General features: G+C 74.9%; 17 protein-coding genes. 6 read left to right on the top strand and 11 right to left on the bottom strand.

The features are described from left to right. Positions 1–51 precede the first annotated feature (51 nt). Positions 52–786 carry an MFS transporter gene (locus tag FSW04_RS14300; protein WP_321167655.1) on the top strand — a complete coding sequence of 245 codons (735 nt, stop codon included), beginning with the start codon at positions 52–54 and terminating at the stop codon, positions 784–786. On the opposite strand, the gene aroA is transcribed toward FSW04_RS14300, so the two are convergent. The 5 genes from aroA to aroH form a co-directional block, all read right to left on the bottom strand. Continuing rightward, a complete protein-coding gene (gene aroA / locus FSW04_RS14295; RefSeq protein WP_146920377.1) occupies positions 755–2,056 on the bottom strand; it encodes a 3-phosphoshikimate 1-carboxyvinyltransferase in 1,302 nt (433 codons plus the stop codon). The two genes, FSW04_RS14300 and aroA, sit on opposite strands and share 32 nt — an antisense overlap. After that, positions 2,053–3,027: a prephenate dehydrogenase/arogenate dehydrogenase family protein gene (locus FSW04_RS14290; protein ID WP_146920375.1), complete on the bottom strand. Its 975-nt coding sequence runs from the start codon at positions 3,025–3,027 to the stop codon at positions 2,053–2,055. Before FSW04_RS14290 ends, aroA begins: the two co-directional genes overlap by 4 nt. A gap of 115 nt (positions 3,028–3,142) precedes the next feature. Continuing rightward, a complete protein-coding gene (gene aroF, locus FSW04_RS14285) occupies positions 3,143–4,189 on the bottom strand; it encodes a 3-deoxy-7-phosphoheptulonate synthase (RefSeq protein WP_407652938.1) in 1,047 nt (348 codons plus the stop codon). 396 nt (positions 4,190–4,585) lie between these two features. Further along, positions 4,586–5,686: a pyridoxal phosphate-dependent aminotransferase gene (locus tag FSW04_RS14280; protein WP_146920373.1), complete on the bottom strand. Its 1,101-nt coding sequence runs from the start codon at positions 5,684–5,686 to the stop codon at positions 4,586–4,588. Positions 5,687–5,733: 47 nt separating this feature from the next. After that, positions 5,734–6,099 carry a chorismate mutase gene (gene aroH / locus FSW04_RS14275; protein ID WP_146920371.1) on the bottom strand — a complete coding sequence of 122 codons (366 nt, stop codon included), beginning with the start codon at positions 6,097–6,099 and terminating at the stop codon, positions 5,734–5,736. Between the two features lie 87 nt (positions 6,100–6,186). Between aroH and FSW04_RS14270 the strand changes: the two genes are divergently transcribed. Further along, the gene (locus tag FSW04_RS14270; protein WP_146920369.1) at positions 6,187–7,545 is read left to right on the top strand and encodes a GGDEF domain-containing protein; all 1,359 of its coding nucleotides are present in this window, start codon (positions 6,187–6,189) and stop codon (positions 7,543–7,545) included. Here the strand turns inward: FSW04_RS14270 and FSW04_RS14265 are convergent. After that, on the bottom strand, positions 7,481–8,203 hold the full coding sequence (locus tag FSW04_RS14265; protein ID WP_146920368.1) for a pseudouridine synthase: 723 nt from the start codon (positions 8,201–8,203) through the stop codon (positions 7,481–7,483). The two genes, FSW04_RS14270 and FSW04_RS14265, sit on opposite strands and share 65 nt — an antisense overlap. A 29-nt stretch (positions 8,204–8,232) precedes the next feature. Here FSW04_RS14265 and rlmN point away from each other — a divergent pair, with 29 nt between their 5' ends. Next, positions 8,233–9,219: a 23S rRNA (adenine(2503)-C(2))-methyltransferase RlmN gene (gene rlmN, locus FSW04_RS14260; RefSeq protein ID WP_146920366.1), complete on the top strand. Its 987-nt coding sequence runs from the start codon at positions 8,233–8,235 to the stop codon at positions 9,217–9,219. 5 nt (positions 9,220–9,224) lie between these two features. Then, positions 9,225–10,631, top strand: a complete 1,407-nt coding sequence (locus FSW04_RS14255) for an ankyrin repeat domain-containing protein (RefSeq protein ID WP_146920364.1) — start codon at positions 9,225–9,227, stop codon at positions 10,629–10,631. Positions 10,632–10,635: 4 nt separating this feature from the next. On the opposite strand, the gene FSW04_RS14250 is transcribed toward FSW04_RS14255, so the two are convergent. After that, a complete protein-coding gene (locus FSW04_RS14250) occupies positions 10,636–11,166 on the bottom strand; it encodes a TetR family transcriptional regulator (RefSeq protein ID WP_187368784.1) in 531 nt (176 codons plus the stop codon). A 34-nt stretch (positions 11,167–11,200) separates the two neighbouring features. Here FSW04_RS14250 and FSW04_RS27190 point away from each other — a divergent pair, with 34 nt between their 5' ends. Continuing rightward, positions 11,201–11,626 carry a pyridoxamine 5'-phosphate oxidase family protein gene (locus FSW04_RS27190; RefSeq protein ID WP_228430472.1) on the top strand — a complete coding sequence of 142 codons (426 nt, stop codon included), beginning with the start codon at positions 11,201–11,203 and terminating at the stop codon, positions 11,624–11,626. Here FSW04_RS27190 and scpB read toward each other — a convergent pair. The 3 genes from scpB to trpS form a co-directional block, all read right to left on the bottom strand. After that, positions 11,623–12,294, bottom strand: coding sequence for an SMC-Scp complex subunit ScpB (gene scpB / locus FSW04_RS14240; protein WP_146920358.1), 672 nt, complete (start codon positions 12,292–12,294; stop codon positions 11,623–11,625). The genes FSW04_RS27190 and scpB overlap by 4 nt on opposite strands. After that, positions 12,291–13,076, bottom strand: coding sequence for a segregation and condensation protein A (locus tag FSW04_RS14235; RefSeq protein WP_146920356.1), 786 nt, complete (start codon positions 13,074–13,076; stop codon positions 12,291–12,293). Before FSW04_RS14235 ends, scpB begins: the two co-directional genes overlap by 4 nt. A 62-nt stretch (positions 13,077–13,138) precedes the next feature. Then, on the bottom strand, positions 13,139–14,149 hold the full coding sequence (gene trpS / locus FSW04_RS14230) for a tryptophan--tRNA ligase (RefSeq protein ID WP_146920354.1): 1,011 nt from the start codon (positions 14,147–14,149) through the stop codon (positions 13,139–13,141). Between the two features lie 61 nt (positions 14,150–14,210). Between trpS and FSW04_RS14225 the strand changes: the two genes are divergently transcribed. Next, the gene (locus FSW04_RS14225; protein ID WP_187368783.1) at positions 14,211–14,738 is read left to right on the top strand and encodes a DUF1360 domain-containing protein; all 528 of its coding nucleotides are present in this window, start codon (positions 14,211–14,213) and stop codon (positions 14,736–14,738) included. On the opposite strand, the gene gcvPB is transcribed toward FSW04_RS14225, so the two are convergent. Continuing rightward, on the bottom strand, positions 14,735–16,219 hold the full coding sequence (gene gcvPB / locus FSW04_RS14220; RefSeq protein WP_146923742.1) for an aminomethyl-transferring glycine dehydrogenase subunit GcvPB: 1,485 nt from the start codon (positions 16,217–16,219) through the stop codon (positions 14,735–14,737). The two genes, FSW04_RS14225 and gcvPB, sit on opposite strands and share 4 nt — an antisense overlap. Positions 16,220–16,268 lie beyond the last annotated feature (49 nt).

Here is a 16,268-nt window from a genome sequence, read left to right as displayed (position 1 = left end):
CGCGGCGTTGGGGACGGCGGCGCGTTCCTCGTCGACGCCGGGACGTTCGCGGTGTCCGTCGCCTGCCTGCTGGCGATGCGCAGCCGCGGCCCGGCCCGCGCCGGCACCGAGCCGCACGAGCCGCTGGCCGTCCAGCTGCGCGAGGCGGCGGCCTTCGTGCGGACCCAGACCTGGCTGTGGGGCACGCTCGTGGCGGCGGCCCTGGCGCTGCTGGTCTTCCTCGGCCCCATGGAGGTCCTCGTCCCGTTCCGCATCAAGCACGACCTGGGCTCCGACGCGGGCGCCTTCGGGCTCGTGCTCGCCGCCGGAGGCGCGGGGACCGCGCTGGGGACGTTCGCCGTCGGCCACTTCGGCACGCCCCGGCGCGAGGTCACCTTCCTGTACTGGACGTGGGGGCTGGCGGCGCTGTCGCTCGTGGGCTTCGGCCTGGCCGGCGCGGTGTGGCAGATGGTCGTCGTCGGCCTGGCCTACGGCCTGCTCAGCGGGGCCGGCAACCCCGTGTGGCGCACGCTGATGCAGGTGCGGGTCCCGCCGCGGATGCGCGGCCGGGTGTCCTCCATGGACTGGCTGGTGTCCGTCGGGCTGACCCCGGTGTCGTTCGCGCTGACGGGCCCGATCGCGGCGCTGGCCGGCGCCGGGACGATGCTCGTGGTGTGCGGCGCGGCGGCGACGTTCGTGACGCTGGCGCTGCTCTACGTCGTCCCCGGGCTGCGCGCCGAGGACGGCCAGCTGCACGCGGCGCGGCTGCGCGAGGCTAGCCCAGCAGGCGCGCCAGGTCGTCCGTGAACGTCGGGTAGGACACCGCGGCGGCCTCCATCCCGTCGACGGTGACCCCGTCGGAGGAGGCCAGGCCCGCCACCGCGCCGAGCATCGCGAGGCGGTGGTCGCCGTGCGAGCCGATCGTGCCGCCGCGCAGGCCGCCGGTGCCCGTCACGACGAAGCCGTCGTCGGTGGCCTCGAGCTCGCCGCCCAGCGCGCGCAGGCCGTCGACGACCGTCGCGATGCGGTCGGACTCCTTCAGCCGCAGCTCCTGGGCGCCGCGCACGACCGTCTCGCCCTCGGCGAAGCAGCCCAGCAGCGCCACGAGCGGCAGCTCGTCGATGGCCAGCGGAACCTCGCCGGCCTCCACGACGGTGCCGATGAGCGGGCCGTGGGCGACCTCGAGGTCGCCGAGCGGCTCGTGGCCGGGGACGGCGTCGCCCGGGGCGTCCTCCAGGTCGCCGACCACGATGCCGCCCATGCGCTGCAGGATCCGCAGGAAGCCGGTGCGGGTCCAGTTCGTTCCCGTGGCGCGCACGGTGATCCGCGAGCCGGGGACGAGCACGGCGGCGGCGATCATGAACGCGGCCGATGACGGGTCGCCGGGCACGACGAGGTCCTCCGGGGTGAGCTCGTCGACGCCCGACACCGTGATGCGCGCGCCGTCGCGATGCACGGTCACCCCCGCGCCGGCGAGCATGCGCTCCGTGTGGTCGCGGGACGGGACGGGCTCGACGACCGTCGTGGCGCCCTCGGCCATCAGGCCGGCGAGCAGGACGCAGCTCTTGACCTGGGCGCTGGCGACCGGCAGCTCGTAGTCGATGGCCGTCAGGCGGGTGCCGTGCACCGTGAACGGCGGCAGGCGACCGTCGGTGGCGTCGATGACCGCGCCCATGCGCCGCAGCGGCTCGGCGATGCGGTCCACGGGCCGGCGGCGGATCGACGCGTCGCCGTCCAGCGTGTAGGACCGTCCCTCCTGCCCGGCCAGCCACCCCGGCAGCAGCCGCATCAGCGTGCCGGCGTTGCCGACGTCGATCGGCCCGTCGGCCTCCCCCGTCTCGCGCAGGCCGGTCCCGCGGATGACGACCTCGTCGGCGTCGATGGTCACCAGCGCGCCGAGCGCCCGCATCGCCTCCAGCGACGAGACGGTGTCCTCGGCGTGCAGGTAGTTGCGCACCCGGACGGGCTCGGACGCCATCGCGCCGAGGATGGCCGCGCGGTGCGAGATCGACTTGTCCGACGGCGGCGTGACGGACCCGCGCAGGCGGCGGGCGTGGTCGAAGCGGGCGCGGCTCATGCGGCGTCCTCCGGTCGGGCGAGGACGTCGCCGACGAGCTCGCGGGCGCGCGGCTCGAGGGCCTCGGCCACCCACAGGGCGACCTCGCCGCTGCGGAAGTCGGGCTGGGGCGAGAGGCTCATGTCGTGGATGTTGATCCCCGCGGCGCTGAGGGTGAGGGCGAGATCGGCGATCACGCCGGGACGGTTGGGCACGACCGCGCGGATCTCGCGCAGCGGGCCGCCGGTCATGCCGACGTCCAGCAGCGCGCGGCGCTGCTCGGCGGCCTGTGCCTGCCAGGCCTCCAGCGCGTCGCGGCCGTCGGGCTGGGCCAGCAGCGCACGGGCCTGCGCCAGGACGTCGATGGTGGCGTCGAGCTGGGCGAGGACGGCCTCGCGGTTGGACGCGTAGATGCCGGCCCACAGCGGCGGGTTGGCGCCCGCTACGCGGGTGGCGTCGCGGAAGCTGGGCCCGACGACCGGGATGGCCTCGCCGCCCAGCGCCCGCGTGGCCTGCACGACCATGGCGTTGGCGATGACGTGAGGGACGTGCGAGAAGGCGGCCATGAGCCGGTCGTGCTCGGCGTGGCCGATGACGGTCGGCACCGCGCCGAGCCCGGCGACGAAGCGGTGCAGGCGCTCGAGCAGCACGCCCGGGCTGCCGGGGCGCGGCGTGAGGTACCAGGTGGCCTGGTCGAAGAGGTCGGCGCGGGCGTGCTCGACGCCGGCGACCTCGGCCCCGGCCAGCGGGTGGCCGCCGATGAAGCGCTCGATCGGCGCGTGCTCGACGAGCGCGCGCTTCGTGGAGCCGACGTCGGTGACGACCGCGCCGTCGCAGGCCGCGCAGGCCGCGTCGACGGTGACCCGCAGCGCATCGACGGGCGACGCGACGAGCGCGACGTCGGCGGGCCCAGCGCGGAGGGCTGGGCGACGACCGCGTCGACCACGCCGCGCTGCAGGGCGCGGTCGCGCACGGCGGGGTCGGGGTCCCACCCCGTGACGTGCGCACCGAGCCGCTCGCGCGCCGCCAGCCCGACCGAGCCGCCGATGAGCCCGATGCCGAGCAGGGCGAGGCGCAGCGGCGGGCCCGCGCCCGCCGCGCCGTCGCTCACGCCCGGGCGGCCGCGGCGGTGGCGCCGAAGGGCAGCTTGCCGCCGAGGATCGCGGCCTGCTCGACCTTGGCCGCGTACTCGGCGAACCCGTCGACGCGCAGCTGCTGCGGCCCGTCGCAGATCGCCTCGTCGGGCTCGGGGTGGCACTCGACGATGATGCCGTCGGCCCCCGCGGCCGCGGCGGCGAGCGACAGGGGCTCAACGAGCGCGCGGCGCCCGGCGGCGTGGCTGGGGTCGACGACGACGGGCAGGTGCGTCATCTCCTTGAGCACGGGGATCGCCGTGAGGTCCAGCGTGAAGCGGTAGGCGGTCTCGAAGGTGCGGATGCCGCGCTCACAGAGCATGACGGCCTCGTTGCCCTCCTTGAGGACGTACTCGGCGGCCATGATGAGCTCCTCGAGCGTGCTCGAGAGCCCGCGCTTGATGAGCACGGGGATCCCGCTGCGGCCGATCTCGCTCAGCAAGGGGTAGTTCTGCATGTTGCGCGCGCCGATCTGGATGACGTCGGCGACCTCGGCGACGGCCTCGATGTCACGGGCGTCCATGAGCTCGGTGACGATCGGCAGGCCGGTGCGCTCCTTGGCCTCGGCGAGCAGGCGCAGGCCCTCCTGGCCCAGGCCCTGGAACGCGTAGGGCGACGTGCGCGGCTTGTAGGCGCCGCCGCGGAACATCGTGGCGCCGGCGGCCAGCATCGCGTCGGCGGTGTCGAGCGTCTGGTCGCGCGTCTCGACGGTGCAGGGGCCGGCGATGAGGGCGAAGTGGTCGCCGCCGATTCGCCGGCCGCCGATCTCCAGCACCGTGCGGGCCTCGCCCTTGAGCTGGGTCGAGGCCAGCTTGTAGGGCTTGAGGATCGGGACGACCTTCTCGACGCCCTCGTGGCCCTCCAGGCCCAGGCGCGCGACGTGCTCGCGGTCGCCGATCGCGCCGATCACGGTGACCTCCTCCCCGCGACTGGGGTGGGCCTGCGCGCCGACGGACTCGATCCGCTCGATGACGGCCTGCACCTGCTCGTCGGTGGCCGTCGGCTTCATCACGATCATCATCTTGTGTTCCTTCTGGTGCTTGGTCTTGGAGTCTAGGTGGCGATGCGTGCTGGCACGCGCCAGCGTGGCTTCGGCGCTCGACCCGAGGGGTCCGGTGCGGACACGGCCTCACGGCCGGCCGAGCGCCTAGCTAAATCGCCAATACCAAGCAGCAAGGTCCACGCCCACGGCAGCGCGCGCGGCGGCCGTGGGGCCGGCGTGAGGAGCGCGCGTGTCGACGGGGCGGGACATCAGGCGGGAGGTATTGAAGCAGACACGCGCCGCGGGCGTGCGGGGACGGGCGCCGGCGGCGCGGGCGCGAACGCGCGGGCCGTCGGGGCCCGGGCCCCGCCGGGGACTCGATGGCGCCTGGGTGGGGTCATGCCCCACCAACGCGCCATCCGGCCGGCGCGAGCCCTAGGCGAGCAGATCTCCCAGCTCGCGCAGGAACCGCGCGTTCTGCTCCGGGGTGCCGTAGGTGACCCGCAGCGCGCCTGGGCGGCCGAGCGCCGTGCCGGCGCGGACCTGCACGCCGCGCTCGCCGAGGGTGCGGACGATGTCGCGCTCGGCCTCGGCCGGGTCGGCGTCCTCGTCGACGGGCAGGTCGAACCAGGCGAAGTTGGCCTGCGACTCGGCCGCGCGGATGCCCAGCTCCGCCAGGCCGTCCTCGAGCTCGACCCGCGCGATGATCGCCCGCTCGACCCGCTGGGCGACGGCGTCGGAGTGCTTGAGCGCCTCCGTCGCGGCGGCCTGCGCGGCGGCGTTGCAGAAGAAGGGCTGGCGGACCTGGTTGACCGCGGTGACGAACGCGTCGCTTCCGCACAGCGCGTAGCCGACCCGCAGCCCGCAGAGCCCGTACACCTTGCTGAAGGTCCGCAGGAGCACCAGGTTGGGGTGCCTGGCCAGCAGCGCGATCGACGCATCGGGGTCGTCGAGCATGTTGTACTCGCAGTAGGCCTCGTCGAGCAGCAGGCAGACGTGCGGCGGCACCCGCTCGACGAAGGCCGCGACGTCGGCCAGCGGCAGGGCGGTCGACGTCGGGTTGTTCGGGTTGCACACGACGACGAGCCGGGTGGCCACCGTGATCTCGGCGAGCATCGCCTCGAGGTCGTGCTCGTGGCGGTCGTTGAGCGGCACCTGGATCGCCGTGGCGCCGGTCGCCGCCGAGATGTGCGGGTAGACGCTGAACGACGGCCAGGCGTAGACGACCTCGGCCCCGGGCTCCAGCAGCGCCTCGCCGGCGGCGAGCAGGATGTCGCACGATCCGTTGCCGATCGCGATGCGCGAGGCCGGCACGTCGTAGCGGTCGCTGAGCGCGCCGCGCAGCTTGCTGTTGGTGGGGTCGGGGTAGCGGTTGACGCCGGTCAGCACGGCCTGGACCGCGGCCACGACCGCCGGGATCGGCGGCTCCGGGGACTCGTTGGAGGCCAGGAGCGCGACGTCCTCGGGCAGCGCGTAGGCGGCGGCCGCGGGGTAGACGGGGATGCGGCGGACGGCCGCGGAGAACTCGATCGCCATCGTCGGGCGAGTCTACGACCCGCGGCGCCCCGGCCCGTGCCCGGTCGTCACTGCGCCGAGTCGAGGTCGCGGCGCAGCGACCTGGCCTCGCCGAGGTACACGTGCCGGGCGGTGTGATCGTCGGCGGCGTGGTAGTGCATCATCACCCGGATCACCCGCGGCAGCGAGCCCGGCACCGGCACCTCACGTGCGCACATGAGCGGAACCTGCCCGAACCCCAGGCCCCGCGCCGCCACGGCGGGGAACTCGGCGTCGAGGTCCTCCGTGAGCGTGAACAGGCAGCTCACCACGTCCTCGGGCACGAGGTCGTTGCGCTCCATGATCTCGCGCATGAGCAACTCCGTCGCACCCAGGATCGCCTGCGCGGTGTTCCGGTCGACCGTGATCGCGCCTCGGAGGGCGAAGAGCCGCATTCGGCGGCGGATCATGCCAGGGCCGGGCGTCGCCCGTTCGTCCACACCCCCTGCGCGACGCCGTCGGACCGGCCGACCCACGTCCTGATGGCCCGTTCCGTCCCGCGCCGCCTACCCATCCTCCTCCTGCTCGCCGCGTGCCTGGTCGCGATCCCGTTCGTGCGCGAGGATCTCGGTCCCGGCCGCTCCAGCGTGCCCGCGGCGCTCGTGGCGATCGTCGCCTGCGACCTCGTCGTCGCCGGCGTGCTGACCACGCGCTTCCTGGCCTTCGGATCGGCGACCCGCCTCGGCCTGGCCTGCGCCTACCTCTTCGCCGGGCTGCTCGCGGCCGCCCACGCGATCGCCGTGCCCGGCGGCCTCACGACCCACGGCGCGCTCGGCGCCGACCCGGCTCCGGCGTGGCTGTGGGCCGCGGGCCACGCGGTCCTGCCCGTCGCCCTGGCCGGCGCCCTGTGGGGCGGCCCGCCCGCCATGCGCCGTCGCCTGGCCGCCCCGACGCTGCACCGCGGCCGCACGGCCGTGATCGCGCTCGTGCTGGTCGCGGCCGTCGCGGCGGGCATCGCGGCGGCCGTCATGGCCGTCGGCGCCCACCTCCCCGACGCGACCTCCGGCGGAGAGCTGACGACCTTCGGCCTGCTGGCCGGCGCGGTGGTCCTCGTCGCCGACGCCACCGCGCTGCTCATCGTCGCGCGGCGCGGGCGCCGCAGCGAGCTCGAGCGCCGGCTGCTGTTCGTCGTCACGTGCGCGGTCGCCGCGACGGCGCTGACGCTCGTGGCCTCCGACCGTCACAGCCTCGGCTCCTATGCCGCCGGCGCCCTGGACCTGCTCGGCGCCGGCGTCGTGCTCGCCACGCTGCTCATCGGGCTCGAGCGCCTCGGGGCCTTCGGCAGTGCCGACGAGCGCGCCGGCGACGCCGACCCCCTGACGGGGGTCCTCACGCGCGCCGCGGCGCTCGTGGCCGCCGAGCACCTGCACCGCACCCGCGGGCCCGGCGCGCCGCTGGGCCTCGCGCTCGTCGACGTCGACGGGCTCAAGCGCATCGGCGACCGCCACGGCCCGCTGGCCGCCGACGCCGTCCTGCTCACCGTCGCCACGCGCCTGCGCGAGCAGCTGCGCGACGCCGACGTGCTCGGGCGCGCCGGCGAGGAGGGCTTCCTCGTGCTGCTGCCCGACACGGACGCCGACGGCGTGACGCTGGCCATCGACCGGGCCGTGGCCGCGGTCCGCGACGAGCCGGTGGGGACCTGGGCCCACGACGTACGCACCACCGCCTCGGGCGGCATCGCCATGGTCGGCCCGGACGACGACGGGATCGCCGTGGCGCTGGCCGCGGCCGACCTCGCGCTCAACCAGGCCAAGGCGCATGGCCGCGATCAGGTCGTCAGTCCTGCTCGCGGCCAGGTCGTGCCGCTGCGTCGCGCAGGCGTTGGACCTCCGCAGGACTGAGGCGACGCACGGCCCCCTCGGCGAGGTCGCCGAGGCGCAGCGGCCCGAACGCCACGCGTGACAGCTTGCGCACCGGGTGGCCGACGTGCTCGCACATCCGCTTGACCTGGCGCTTGCGCCCCTCGCGCAGGGTGAGCTCGAGCACGCCGGAGCGCAGCTGCCGGACGCCGGCGGGCGCCGTCCTGCCGTCGTCGAGCACGACGCCGGCCCGCAGCGCCCGCAGCGCCGGCTCGCGCACCGGGCCGTTGTCGACCTCGGCGAGGTAGGTCTTGGTCACCTCGAACTTCGGGTGGGTGAGCTGGTTGGCCAGGTCGCCGTCGTCGGTGAGCAGGATCAGCCCGGTCGTGTCGGCGTCCAGGCGCCCCACGGGGTACAGGCGCGTGCCCGCCTTGCGGACCATGCCGACCACCGTGGGGCGCCCGTGCGTGTCGCGCGCGGTCGAGACGACGCCCGCGGGCTTGTGGACGGCCCAGACCGCGCGCTCCTCGGGCGGGCGGACCGTCCTGCCGTCCACGGCGACGGGCTCGTCGCCGTCGACGTCGCGCGCCGGGTCGACCACGACCTCGCGGGCGACGGTGACGCGCCCGTCGCGCACGATCTCCTCCGCGGCGCGGCGGGAGGCGACACCGGCGTGGGCGAGGAACTTCGCGAGGCGCATGTCCCGGCGACACTAGCCTGTGGGACGGCATGGACCTCGACCTCCTGCAGCGCATGCTCGCCGAGCTCGGCCAGCCCGCGTTCCGCGCCCGCCAGGTGTGGGAGTGGACCGCGGGCGGCGCGGACGGCTACGCCGACATGACCAACCTGCCCGTCGCCCTGCGCGACGAGCTGGCCGCGCGCGTGCCCTTCAGCACGCTGACGGTCACCAACGAGGCCCACGCCGCCGACGGCACGGTCAAGGCCCTGTTCGCCACCCACGACGGCCGCCCGGTCGAGGCCGTGCTCATGCGCTACCGCGACGGCCGGCGCTCGCTGTGCCTGTCCTCGCAGTCGGGCTGCCCGCTGACGTGCACGTTCTGCGCGACGGGGGCGATGAAGTTCGGCCGCAACCTCACCGCCTCGGAGATCCTGGACCAGGCGCTGCACTTCCGCCGCACCGAGGACGTCGACCACGTCGTGTTCATGGGCATGGGCGAGCCGATGATGAACCTCGACGCCGTGCTCGGCGCCTGCCGGCGCCTGCCCGACCTCGGCGTGACGCACCGACGCACGGCGATCTCGACGGTGGGCTGGGTGCCGGGGATCGATCGCCTGACCGAGAGCGACATGCCGATCCGCCTGGCGCTGTCGCTGCACGCCGCCGACGAGGAGCTGCGCTCGGCGATCATGCCCGTCAACGACCGCTACCCGCTGCGCGAGGTGCTCGCCGCCTGCGACCGCTTCTACGAGCGCAAGCGCCGGATGGTGTTCATCGAGTACGTGATGCTCGCCGGCGTCAACGACCGCTACGAGCAGGCCGTCCAGCTCGCCCGGGTGCTCGATCCCAAGAAGTACAAGATCAACCTCATCCCCTACAACCCGACGGGGACCTACGACGGCTCGGGCCGCGACGCGATCGCGGCCTTCCGCGCCGCGCTGGAGGAGCACGGCATCGGCGCGACGGTGCGCCTCACCCGCGGGCAGGACATCGAGGCGGCCTGCGGCCAGCTGGCCGCCAAGGCCCTGGCCTCCTGAGCGCCGTGGGCACGCCGGCGCCCGAGCCGCTGGGCCTGGACGCGCTGCACCGCCGCGCCAAGGAGCTCGCGCGCGCCCACGCCGCCGGCGACCCCGCAGCCGTCGCGCGCGCCGGGGCCCACCGTGCCAACCCGCTCAAGCCGCTGAAGGTCGCGGGCGCCCAGCACGTCCTGGCCCGCGAGCTGGGCTTCGACTCGTGGCCGCGGCTGCGCGCCTACGTACAGCGCGTGGAGACCCACGGCACCGCGCTCGAGCACGCCTACCACGAGGACCTCGGCTCCTACGAGGGCCGCGCGGAGGGCCTGCTGGCCTCCGCCCGGGACGGCACGCCCGGCGCCCTGGCGCCGTTCGAGGGGACGGGGGCGCCGCTCACGAGCGCCGGCGCGCGCACCGTCGTCGCCCAGCGCCACGGCTTTGCGACCTGGTCGGCGCTGCGCCGCCACGTCGAGGACCTGCGCGAGGGCGGTGAGCCGTTCGCCCGCGCCTACCGGGCCGTGGAGGCCCGCGCCGACGGCGCCCTGCGGGAGCTCCTGGACCTCTTCCCCGACCTCGTGACCGCCCGCGGCACCAACGGCAACGACCTGCTGGGGATGGCCACCGCGACCGGCGACGAGCGCGTCGTCGACCTGCTGCTGGAGCGCGGCTCCGATCCCAACCATGCCAACGCTCACGGCTGGACGCCGCTGCACCAGACGGCCTACAGCGACCAGCCGCGGCTGGCGCGCCGGCTGCTGGACGCCGGCGCCTGGCCCGAGGTCAGCGCCCGCGGCGAGGGCGGCACGCCGCTCGTCGCCGCGCTGTTCTGGGGCCACCGCCGGGTGACCGAGGTCCTCGAGCCCGAGGGCGTCCTGCCGCGCAACCTCCGCGCGGCCGCCGGCCTGGGGCGCCTGGACGTCCTCGACGAGCTCGTCGCCGCCGACGGCACCGTCTCACCCGCCGCCGGCGCACACCGCGGGTTCTACCGCCCCCACAGCGGCTTCCCGCCGTGGGCGCCGTCCGACGATCCCCAGGAGGTCCTCGACGAGGCGCTCTCGTGGGCCGCGCGCAGCGACCGCGTCGAGGCGCTCGACGTCCTCGTGGCGCGCGGCGCCCGCGTCGACGCCGACGTCTATCGCGGCACGGCGCTGGCCTGGGCGGCGGCGTCGGGGCGCGTGGCGGCCGTCGGGCGCCTCCTCGCGCTGGGCGCCGACGTCGACGCCCGCGGCACGTTCGGCGGCCCCGACCACGGCGACGGCGTGACCGCGCTGCACCTCGCCGCCCAGGGCGGCCGCCGCGAGGTCGTCGAGGCGCTGCTGGCCGCCGGCGCCGATCCGGCGCTGCGCGACGCCGGGCACGACGGCACCGCCGCCGGCTGGGCGCAGGTCGGCGGCCACGACGCGCTGGCGGCCCTGCTGTGCGAGCGTGAGGGCTGACGCCTCACAGGACGGCGTCGACCGCCGCGCGGACGCGCCCGGCGGCCGTGCCCTGCCCGTCGAGTGCCCAGAGCAGCAGCGCGCCCTGCTGCGCGGCGTGGACGACGGGGGCCCGCGCGGCCGGGTCGGGGATCCCGGCGGCGGCGAGCAGGCGCTCGATCGTCGCGCGCAGCGCCAGCGTGTAGCGGCGGGCGTGCGCGCCGAACTCGGGGTCCTGCAGGTCGAGCGCCAGCATCGTGAAGTGGCCCAGGAACGCCTGGCGCTCGGCGATGGGACCGGCCAGCCCGGAGAGCAGGTCGACGAGCGCCTCGCGCGCCGGCAGGTCGGCCCGCGGGGCCGGCGGCGCCGCGCGCGCGGCGAGCGCGAGCAGCAGCGAGCGCTTGGAGCCGAAGCGCTGGTGCAGGGACGAGGCGGCGATGCCCGCCTCGGCGGCGACCGCGGCGAACGTCACGCCGGGCACGCCGGCGCGGGCGACGACCCGCTCCGCGGCGTCCAGGAGCGCGTCGTCGGAGTGGACTCGTGGACGGCCGGACATGGAGACGGCTACATTACCGAACATGGATTCGGAAATGACCGGGATCACCTGGGAGCAGGTGCAGGAGCGCCTGCGCGGGGCGCGCACGTACTGGCTGGCGACGACCCGTGCCGACGGCCGGCCGCACGCCATGCCGCTCTGGGGCGTCTGGCTGGACGGCGGGCTGTGGTTCGGCACCGGCCTGGAGTCCGTCAAGGGACGCAACCTGCTGCGCGACCCGCGCGCGGTCGTGCACACCGAGAGCGGCGACGACGTCGTGATCCTCGAGGGGACGGCCGTCCGCGCCGAGGACGACGCGGCCTACACCGCCTACGCGGCCAAGTACGACATGGAGGCCTCGGCGGCCGCGTTCGCCGCCCTCCCCCAGGTCGGCGCGCTGTTCCGCTTCACGCCGGAGATCGCCCACACGTGGCTCGAGGTCTCCTTCGAGACCAGCCGCGCCACGTTCCGCCTGGCCTAGGGCTCGGGGTCCTCGGGCACGTCCTCGCCCGGGTCCTCGACGAGACCGCCGGCGGGCGGCTCCGCGGCCCCCTCCGAGCCGTCCTCGGTGGCAGGCGTGGACCCGGCCCTGGCCTCGCCGGCGCGCAGCAGGCGCTCGCGCAGGTCGGACTCCTCCTCGGGCGAGGGGTCCCACTCCGAGACGTCGGGCAGGTCGTCGAGCGAGACCATGCCGAAGAGCTTGAGGAACAGCGGCGTGGTGCGGTACAGCACGGCGCCGAACGGTGAGCGGCCGCTCTCCTCGATGAGCCCGCGCTCCAGCAGCGTCCCGGCCGCGGAGTCGGCGCTGACGCCGCGGATGCGCGTGATCTCCGGGCGCGAGACGGGCTGCAGGTAGGCGACGATCGCCAGGGTCTCGGCCTGGGCGGGCGTCAGCGGCGGGGTGCGCGGCTTGGACAGCAGGCGCCGCGCGGCCGGCTCGGTGTCGGCGGCGGTGGCCAGCGTGAAGCCCCCGGCCAGCTCACGCAGCTCGAGGCCACGGCGCCCGGGCGCGTAGTCCTCGCGCAGCTGCTCCAGCGCGGCGCGGAGGTCCTCCTCCTCGCACTCGCAGGCGTCGAGCAGCTCGGCCTCGGTGACCGGCTCGGCCGACAGGAAGAGCAGCGCCTCGACGGTCCGCGGCAGCTCGCTCAAGCCGGGACCCCGACCCCGGCCGCGGCCGGAACGGGCAGCGCCGCGTCCTGCGCCTCGCCCGGGCGGATCTCGATCTCGCCGAAGGGATGGTCCTGGTGCCAGGTGGCCTCACCCTGCTTGTAGAGTTCGAGCAGGGCGAACAGGGTCACGCACACCGTGACGCGGTCGGCCCCGGCCACGGCCGCCTCGAACGTCGTGCGTCCGCCGCCGCGCAGCAGGCGGCGCAGGTGCGCGAGGCGCTCGGCGACGCTGACGCGCGGGATCGTGAGGTGGCGGATGTCCACGCGCGGCGGCATGGCCAGCAGGCCGCCGATCGCCCGCCCCAGGCGCGCCGGGGCGTACACGGAGTCCAGGTCGGCGATGTCGGTGCGGCGCAGCGCGGGCGGCAGCGGCGCGCTGCGGAAGCGCACGCCGTCCTCGCCGTGCAGCTTCCCGATGAGGTGGAGCGCGGCGGCGCGGTAGCGCTTGGCCTCGAGCATCCGCGCCAGGAGCTCCTCGGCGGCGATGTCGGGCTCGAGGTCGAGCAGCTCCTCGTCGTCGCGGGGCAGCATGAGCCGCGACTTGAGCTCGAGCAGCGCGGCGATGAGGACGAGGAACTCCGTCGCGACCTCGAGGTCGAGCTCGCCGCGGCACTCGAGCACGTCGATGTAGGACAGCACGACGTCGGCCAGGTCGACCTCCAGAAGGTCGACCTCCTCCTTGAGGACGAGCGTCAGCAGCAGGTCGAACGGACCCGTGAAGACCTCGAGGTCGAGCTCGAGCTCGGCGACCAGGGTGCTCATGTGCGCCAGACCGTAGCGACCGCCCCCGACGGCGCGCCCCGGATCCCCGCTCTTTGCGGACGTCAGGGACGGGGCCCGACGCCCATCACGCGCCGCACGTCGACCAGGGTCTCGGAGGCGATCGCCCGCGCCTTCTGCGCCCCGGCGCCGAGGACGGCCTCCAGCGCGTCCTCGTCGGGGCGCAGCTGGGCGTAGCGCTCGCGCACGGGGTCCAGGAGCGCGTTGACCGCGGCGGCGGTGGCGAGCTTGAGGTCCCCGTAGCCACGGGCGGAGGCCATCTCGGCCTCCACGTCGGCGTGCGTGCGCCCCGAGGCCGCCGCGAGGATGTCGATGAGGTTCGTGACGCCCGGCTTGGCCGGGTCGCGGACGATGCGCGGCGGGTCATCGGAGTCGGTCACCGCACGCTTGAACTTCTTCTCGACGGTCTTGGCGTCGTCGAGCACGTAGACCGTGCCCTCCGCGGTGCCGCCCGTCGTCGACATCTTGGAGTCCGGGGCCTGGAGGTCCATGATCCGCGCCCCCGTCGCCGGGACGAGCAGCTCGGGTACCACGAGCTCGTCGCCGAAGCGCGCGTTGAAGCGCTGGGCGAGGTCGCGCATGAGCTCGACGTGCTGGCGCTGGTCGTCGCCGACGGGCACCTCGTGCGCGCGGTAGGCGAGCACATCGGCGGCCATGAGCACCGGGTAGAAGAAGAGGTCGGCGGAGACCAGGTCCCGCTGGCGGGCGGACTTCTCCTTGAACTGGTGCATCCGGTTGAGGTCGCCGTGCGACGTGATCGCGCCAAGGTGCCACGCGAGCTCGGTGTGCTCGGGGACGTCGCTCTGGCGGAAGAAGATGCAGCGCTCGGGGTCCAGGCCCGCCGCCAGCAGGATCGCCGCCGTGTCGTAGACGCGCGCTCGCATCTCGGCGGGGTCGTAGGCGACCGTCATCGCGTGCAGGTCCACGACGCAGAAGATCCCCACGTCGCCGTGCTCGGCGGCGCGGTGCTGACCCTCCACGTACTGGACGATCGCCCCGATGTAGTTGCCCAGGTGCTTGCGGCCGGTCGGCTGGATGCCGCTGAAGATGCGCATCGGCGCCGGAGTGTATGAAGCCGGGGGTGGGCCGGGCCCCGTGGCGGGTAGCCGGAGCGCCATGGACCCCATCAGCACGACCCCGACCCGTCCGAGTGACTACGCCGCCCTCAGCGCCGGCTACGGCGCGCTGCTCGGCGCCCTGGTGGTCGCGGCGCGCGACCGCGGCGGCGATCCCGTCCGCCACGCCGAGCTCCCCGCGCTCGGCCTCGCGACGTTCTCGCTGACCAAGCTCGTGGCCAAGGAGAAGGTCGACGCGTGGGTGCGCGAGCCGTTCCTGGAGGAGCTCGCCGACGGCGAGCGCCGCCCGAAGGGCACCGGCATGCGCTACGCCGTCGGCGAGCTGCTGAGCTGCAGCCGCTGCGTGGGGACGTGGAGCGCCATGGGCCTGGTCGGCCTGCGGCTGCTGCGCCCGCGCGAGGCGCGCGTCGTGATCCCCGTGCTGGCCACCGCGGGGGTCAACGACTGGCTGCAGACCGGCTTCACCGCGCTGTGCGGCCGCGCCAACCTCAACCAGCGCGCGGCCGGGGCGCCCGCTCCGGAAGCGGGCGACCACGACCGCGCACAGCGCTTCTCGAGCGCCCGCTAGGTCTCGATGGGCTGGCGGATCCGCGGCGTCTTGGCCGCGGCCGCCTCGTCCAGGCGGCGCACCGGCGTCGTGTACGGCGCGTTCTGGGCGATGGCCGGGTCCTCGGCGGCCTCGGCCAGGATCGCCGCGATCGCCGCGGCGAACCCGTCGAGCGTCTCCTTGGTCTCGGTCTCGGTGGGCTCGACGAGCAGCGCCTCGTCCACCAGGAGCGGGAAGTAGACCGTCGGCGGGTGGTAGCCGTGGTCGAGCAGGCGCTTGGCCAGGTCCAGGGTCTTGATCCCCAGGTCCTTCTTCATCGGCGAGCCCGACAGCACGAACTCGTGCATGCACAGCTCGCCGAACGCGAGCGGCAGCTTGTCGGCGACCCCGTGCTCGCGGAGCTTGGCCAGCAGGTAGTTGGCGTTGAGCACGGCCGTCTCGGAGGCGTCGCGCAGCCCCTCGGCGCCCAGCGAGCAGATGTAGGCGTAGGAGCGCACGAAGCACCCGTAGTTGCCCTGGAAGCCACGCAGGCGCCCGATCGACTTCTCATAGCCCTGCTCGTCGAGGTCGAAGGAGCCGTCCTGCGCGCGCACGATCCGCGGGTTCATGAGGTAGGGCCGCATGCGCTCGCTGACCGCGATCGGGCCCGAGCCCGGCCCGCCGCCGCCGTGGGGCTGGGTGAACGACTTGTGCAGGTTGAAGTGCACGATGTCGAAGCCCATGTCGCCCGGGCGGGCCTTGCCCATGATGGCGTTGAGGTTGGCGCCGTCGTAGTACAGCGTCGCCCCGACGTCGTGGACGATCCGGGCGATCTCGGTGATGTTGGGGTCGAACACGCCCAGCGTGTTCGGGTTGGTGAGCATGAGGCAGGCGACGTCCTCGTCGGCCTTGGCCCGCAGGTCGTCGAGGTCGACGCCGCCGTCGACGTTCGTGCCGACCTTGACCACCGTGTAGCCCGCCATCGTCACCGTCGCCGGGTTGGTCCCGTGCGAGGTGTCGGGCGTCAGGACCGTGTGGCGCTGCTGCCCGCGGTCCTCGTGGAACGCCCGCGTCAGCAGCACGCCGGCCAGCTCGCCGTGCGAGCCCGCGCTCGGCTGCAGCGAGACGTGCGGCAGCCCGCTCACCTCGCCCAGCGCGCGCTCCAGGTTGTACATGAGCTCGAGCGCGCCCTGGGCGTGCTCGGGGCTCTGCATCGGGTGCAGGCGGCTGTGACCGCTCAGCGCCGCGACCCGCTCGTGCAGGCGCGGGTTGTGCTTCATCGTGCACGACCCGAGCGGGTAGAAGCCCGTGTCGAGGTCGAAGTTGCGCCGCGAGATCTTGACGTAGTGACGCACGAGCTCGGGCTCGGAGACCTCGGGCAGGCGGGCCGGGGCGCTGCGGCGCAGGTGCGCGGGCAGCAGGGTGTCGGCGTCGGCCTCGGGCACGTCGAGCTTCGGCGCCACGAAGGCGCGGCGCCCGGCGGCGCCCTTCTCGAAGATCGTCGTCGCGCGGTCGCGCTGCATCGGCGTCGCGCCCTGCGATCCCACCGGGATCTCATGGTGCGGATGATGT

Origin of the sequence: Baekduia soli, from assembly GCF_007970665.1 — a bacterium.
Lineage (GTDB): Bacteria > Actinomycetota > Thermoleophilia > Solirubrobacterales > Solirubrobacteraceae > Baekduia > Baekduia soli.
The sequence above is the reverse complement of the archived record's forward strand: the minus strand, read 5'-3'. Positions and strand labels throughout refer to the sequence as shown.

Coding starts and splice junctions, on each gene's coding strand:
- FSW04_RS14225 (WP_187368783.1), top strand. CDS start 14,211: ATGGACCCCATCAGCACGACCCCGACCCGTCCGAGTGACTACGCCGCC.
- aroF (WP_407652938.1), bottom strand. CDS start 4,189: ATGATGATCGTGATGAAGCCGACGGCCACCGACGAGCAGGTGCAGGCC.
- FSW04_RS14265 (WP_146920368.1), bottom strand. CDS start 8,203: ATGCGCCTCGCGAAGTTCCTCGCCCACGCCGGTGTCGCCTCCCGCCGC.
- rlmN (WP_146920366.1), top strand. CDS start 8,233: ATGGACCTCGACCTCCTGCAGCGCATGCTCGCCGAGCTCGGCCAGCCC.
- trpS (WP_146920354.1), bottom strand. CDS start 14,149: ATGCGCATCTTCAGCGGCATCCAGCCGACCGGCCGCAAGCACCTGGGC.
- gcvPB (WP_146923742.1), bottom strand. CDS start 16,219: ATGCAGCGCGACCGCGCGACGACGATCTTCGAGAAGGGCGCCGCCGGG.
- FSW04_RS14280 (WP_146920373.1), bottom strand. CDS start 5,686: ATGGCGATCGAGTTCTCCGCGGCCGTCCGCCGCATCCCCGTCTACCCC.
- FSW04_RS14250 (WP_187368784.1), bottom strand. CDS start 11,166: ATGTCCGGCCGTCCACGAGTCCACTCCGACGACGCGCTCCTGGACGCC.
- FSW04_RS14235 (WP_146920356.1), bottom strand. CDS start 13,076: ATGAGCACCCTGGTCGCCGAGCTCGAGCTCGACCTCGAGGTCTTCACG.
- aroH (WP_146920371.1), bottom strand. CDS start 6,099: ATGCGGCTCTTCGCCCTCCGAGGCGCGATCACGGTCGACCGGAACACC.
- FSW04_RS14270 (WP_146920369.1), top strand. CDS start 6,187: ATGGCCCGTTCCGTCCCGCGCCGCCTACCCATCCTCCTCCTGCTCGCC.
- FSW04_RS27190 (WP_228430472.1), top strand. CDS start 11,201: ATGACCGGGATCACCTGGGAGCAGGTGCAGGAGCGCCTGCGCGGGGCG.
- aroA (WP_146920377.1), bottom strand. CDS start 2,056: ATGAGCCGCGCCCGCTTCGACCACGCCCGCCGCCTGCGCGGGTCCGTC.